The 3,895-nt window shown below is 65.5% G+C and carries 3 protein-coding genes; 2 read left to right on the forward strand and 1 reads right to left on the reverse strand.

The window, feature by feature from the left end:
• Window positions 1-1,053, forward strand: a 1,053-nt coding sequence (locus AC1DT2_RS17430) for an MFS transporter (protein WP_477297715.1), incomplete at its 5' end; no start/stop codon positions are given.
• Window positions 1,054-1,086: 33 nt separating this feature from the next.
• A complete protein-coding gene (locus AC1DT2_RS17435; RefSeq protein ID WP_477297717.1) occupies window positions 1,087-2,274 on the forward strand; it encodes a cation:proton antiporter in 1,188 nt (395 codons plus the stop codon).
• Here AC1DT2_RS17435 and AC1DT2_RS17440 read toward each other — a convergent pair.
• Window positions 2,213-3,652, reverse strand: coding sequence for a cryptochrome/photolyase family protein (locus tag AC1DT2_RS17440; protein WP_477297718.1), 1,440 nt, complete (start codon window positions 3,650-3,652; stop codon window positions 2,213-2,215). The genes AC1DT2_RS17435 and AC1DT2_RS17440 overlap by 62 nt on opposite strands.
• Window positions 3,653-3,895 lie beyond the last annotated feature (243 nt).

A 3,895-nucleotide genomic window follows, 5' to 3' on the forward strand; every position in this document is an offset into this window, starting at 1 on the left:
GCCCTGATGCCCGTGGGCCGCTACGTGCTGGTGCGCAGCATCGACCGGCGCGAATTCGTCAGCGCCATGACCACGGTGGCCACCTTCGGGCTGCTTGGCTCCGTGTTCGGCCCCCTGCTCGGTGGCGCGCTGGTGGAATTCACCAACTGGCGGCTGATCTTCCTGATCAACGTGCCGGTGGGCATCGTCGGCCTGCTGCTCAATCGCACCGAAATGCCCGAATACCGCGTGGAACAGGCCAACCGCTTCGACACCACCGGCTTCCTGCTCTTTGCGGGGTCATCGGCCTTGTTCCTGATGGCCGCGGAGACCGTGGGTACGTCGGGCCACTGGCTGAGCATCGCCGGCTATGCCCTCGCCGCGGTGGCCTTCGGTGCGCTGTATGTGCGCCACAGCCGTCGCACGGCGCACCCGGTGAGCGACCTCTCCCTGCTCAAGGTGCGCAGCGTGTGGGTGTCGCTCGCCGGCAACCTGTTCACGCGGCTTGGCGTGTCCGGCATGTACCTGCTGCTGGTGCTGTTCCTGCAGATCGGCTGCGGCTGGTCGCCGCTGCACGCCGGCCTGATGATGGTGCCACAGGCGATCGGCTCGATCTCGGTCAAGCCCTTCATCCACCGGCTGCTCACGCACTTCGGCTATCGCAGGCTATTGCTCGGCAACACCATCGCGGTCTCTATCGTGCTGTGCTCGTTCGCGCTGCTCACGCCGGAAACGCCGATGTGGATCATCGCCAGCTTCGTCTACGTCTATGGCGCCTTCATGTCGCTGCAGTACACCTCGATGAACACGCTGGCGTACGTGGACCTGGATGTCCGCCACGCGGCCATGGCCTCTTCCATGGCATCAACGGCGCAATACCTGTCGATGAGCTTCGGCATCGCGTTGGCCTCGCTGCTGATGGGTGGCTTCCTCGGTTCCCATGACGCCCAGGGTTATGTATCGGCCTTCCGCTGGTCGGTGATCGTGCTGGGCATGATCACTCTCGCCGCGAGCTGGGTTTTCAGCCGCCTACGCGACACGCGGGTTGCCACGGTCACCGACGCCACGGCATAAAGGGTACCCTCGGGAACGACAAGGAGTGACCCCATGCACGATTCCGCAGGCATCCTGCTGACCCTTTTCATCATCTTCGTCGCCGCGCAGATCGGCGGCGAGATTGCGCAACGCCTGCGTCTGCCGGCCGTGGTGGGCGAAATCGCCGCCGGTTGCGTGATCGGTCCCTCGGCGCTTGGCTGGATCAGCGTGCCGGATATCGCCACCGGCACCCCGCTGGATGTCCTCGCGGAAATCGGCGTCATCCTGCTCCTTTTCTCAGTCGGCCTGGAAACGCGGCTCGACGATCTGAAGAAGGTCGGTGCGAGTGCCTTCATGGTCGGCGTGCTCGGCGTGATCATCCCCTTCGCGTGTGGCGCCGTGTGGGCGCATGGCTCCGGCTTCGACTGGATCCGCTCGATGTTCGTCGCCGCCGCCTTCGTCGCCACCTCGGCCGGCATCACCGCGCGCGTGCTGCAGCAACTGGGTGTGCTGCAACGCCGTGAAGCGCGGATCATCCTGGGCGCCGCCGTGATCGACGACATCCTGGCCATGCTCCTGCTCGGCATCGTGTCGTCACTGCAAGGCGGTGGCGATGTCGATATCGGCGGCCTGGTCGGGACACTGCTCGGTGCCATCGGCTTCGTCGCCGTGATCGGCTGGGGCGGCACGCGGGTCATGCGCCGCGGTTCCGGCTGGCTGGACAAGCCGAGCAACCCGATGTCGCCGCTGGCGATCGTACTGGCCCTGTGCCTGGGTCTCGCGTTCCTGTCGATGAAGTTCCACCTGGCCGCGATCATCGGCGCCTTCCTCGCCGGCATGATCGCCTCCGAGACCAGCCAGCGACACCAGCTCGAGGAGCAGACGGCACCCTTGCTGGCCTTCCTCACACCCTTCTTCTTCGTGGTCACCGGCGCCAAGGTGAACCTTTCGGCGCTGGCCAGCGCGAGTGCGCTGGGCATGCTCGCCGTGGTCACCGTCATCGCCATCGTCTCCAAGCTGGCCGGCGGTTACCTCGGCTCGATGTCGTTGGGTCGACGCGGCGCGCTGATCGTCGGCTTCGGCATGGTGCCGCGCGGCGAGGTAGGCGTCGTCATCGCGTCACTGGGGCTCGCGGCCGGTGTCTTCGACGAAACGATCTACGCCGTCATCGTCGCGATGTCCCTGCTCACGGCCATGGTCACTCCGCCGGTGCTTGCCCTGCTGCTGAAGGACCGCTCCGCACCGACTGGTACGCCGTAAGCGCCTCATCCCGGCTGCGCTTGAGATCGACCAGCGGTCGCGGGTAGCCCGACTGTTTCAGGAAGGCCTCGTCTTCCCATGGCGCGTGGACGAGGCGACCTTTTGCATGCGCGAGCTCCGGTACCCACCGACGGATATACGTGCCGTCGGGGTCGAATTTCTCCGACTGTGTCACCGGATTGAAGATGCGGAAATACGGTGCGGCGTCCGCACCACTGCCGGCCACCCACTGCCAGCCCATCGCGTTGTTGGCCAGGTCGGCATCGACCAGCGTGTCCCAGAACCATTTCTCGCCGAGCAGCCAGTGCTGACGAAGATTCTTCGTCAGCAGGCTCGCCACCAGCATGCGCACGCGGTTGTGCATCCAGCCCGTAGCCCATAACTCGCGCATGCCGGCGTCGACGAGGGGGATCCCGGTCTTGCCTTCTTTCCAGCGCTTGAGCGCATGCGCGTCGCGCTTTTCCCAACGGAAAGCGTTGAACTTCGGATTGAAGTTTTCCTTCGGCGTTTTCGGAAAGTGATACAGCAGATGGTGACCGAACTCGCGCCAGCCGAGCTGACGCAGGTAAGGCTCGATGTCGGCGCCGTTCTTTCGTTTCTTGACGCGCTCACGCAGGCCCTCCGCCACCTGAAGCGGCGAGATCTCGCCGAAATGCAGGTGTGGCGAGAGACGCGAGGTGCCGTGTCTGGCCGGTATGTCGCGACCTTCCACGTAGTGGCCGACGGCATCGTCGGCGAAGAGGTCGAGCATCTCCTGCGCGCCCTGCTCGCCCGGCGTCCATTCGGCGAAGCCGCTCGCCCAGTCAAGCGTCGGCAGCAGGCCCAGTGCGTCGAGCGACGACGTTTTCGGCAATTTTGCCAGGTGCAGGGACGACGGTTCTTCGACCGGGCCGACCGCATCGATGCGCGTGCGCAGGTTGCGCCAGAACGGGGTGAACACCCGGTAGGGCTCGTTCTGCTGGGTGGCGATGTCCCAGGGCTCACACCAGAGCGCGGCGTTGAACGAGGCGACCTCGATGCCGTCGCTTTCCAGTGCGCGCCGCACCGCCTTGTCGCGTGCGATCGCTTTCGGTTCGTAGAGGCGATTGAAGTAGACGGCTGTCGCGCCGGTCGCGTCGATAGCGGCCCGCAAGGCGTCAAGGCTGGAGCCCTGCAGGATCTGCAGGCTGCCTTTATGCCGGCCCAGGGAGGTGTCGAGCGCGTCGAGCGAGTGATGCAGCCACCAGCGGCTGGCGGCGCCGGGCGCCCATTCGCCCTCCTCGTCGGGGGCGTGGACGTAGAGCGGCACCACCTTTTCGTGGGCAGCCACGGCGGCATGAAGGGCGGGATTATCTGCAAGACGCAGGTCGCGGCGGAACCAGAGGATGGCTGTACTCATCCGCCTAGTATCCACGGAATGCGTGAAGCCAGAATCGCTCCATCGTCGTTCAGCCGACATGCTTAGACTGTTCCCCATGCGGCTAACCCTGCCAGCCGCCCGAAAGGAGACCACCATGAATTTCAAGACCGTCCTCGGCATCCCGATGGCCGCCCTGCTCGCCACCGCGGCAGTCGCCCCCGTTTCGGCCGCCACGATCACCCGGTCCGACGGCATCTATGTCCGCTGCGACCAGTGCGGCGT

The organism is Luteibacter sp. P4_E6, from assembly GCF_056401535.1.

Bases quoted from the DNA above. Each gene is read 5' to 3' on its own strand.
- AC1DT2_RS17435 (WP_477297717.1), top strand. From the start codon at position 1,087: ATGCACGATTCCGCAGGCATCCTGCTGACCCTTTTCATCATCTTCGTC.
- AC1DT2_RS17440 (WP_477297718.1), bottom strand. From the start codon at position 3,652: ATGAGTACAGCCATCCTCTGGTTCCGCCGCGACCTGCGTCTTGCAGAT.